This is a genomic window from Pseudomonas sp. KSR10, from assembly GCF_022355455.1.
Taxonomy (GTDB): Bacteria; Pseudomonadota; Gammaproteobacteria; order Pseudomonadales; family Pseudomonadaceae; genus Stutzerimonas; species Stutzerimonas stutzeri_E.
In genome coordinates, this window is sequence record NZ_JAKOEN010000010.1 from 3,284 (window position 1) to 3,657 (window position 374).

1 protein-coding gene is annotated in these 374 nt (G+C 62.8%); it reads left to right on the top strand.

Features of this window, described 5'->3' with window-relative positions:
* Positions 1–99: 99 nt before the first annotated feature.
* A partial coding sequence (locus MCB86_RS03775; protein WP_239609884.1) for a DUF4376 domain-containing protein occupies positions 100–374 on the top strand: 275 nt, incomplete at its 3' end.

Genomic DNA, 374 nt, shown 5'->3' on the forward strand with positions numbered 1-374 from the left:
CGATCCTGTGACCGTCACGGCTGACGGCCCGATTCCGCTGCCGTTCGATCCGGTGCCGGAACCCGAGGCAATGCCCGATATCGTCGAGGAACTGCCCGCATGAACATCGACTATTCGAAAATGATCACCGCTGAGCATAAGGCGGAGCAGACTCGACAGGCCCTCATCGCCGCGATTGCTGCGCGCCGTTGGCAGGCGGAGACGGCCGGTATCACCGTCGACGGGACTGCCATCGATACCGGGCGCGACAGTCAGGCGCTCATCACGGGTGCAGCCGTATCTGCCATGCTCGACCCGGCCTATACGGTTCGCTGGAAAACCCCGAGCGGCTTCATCGATCTGGAGGGGCAGCAGATCATCGCTATGGCTACGAC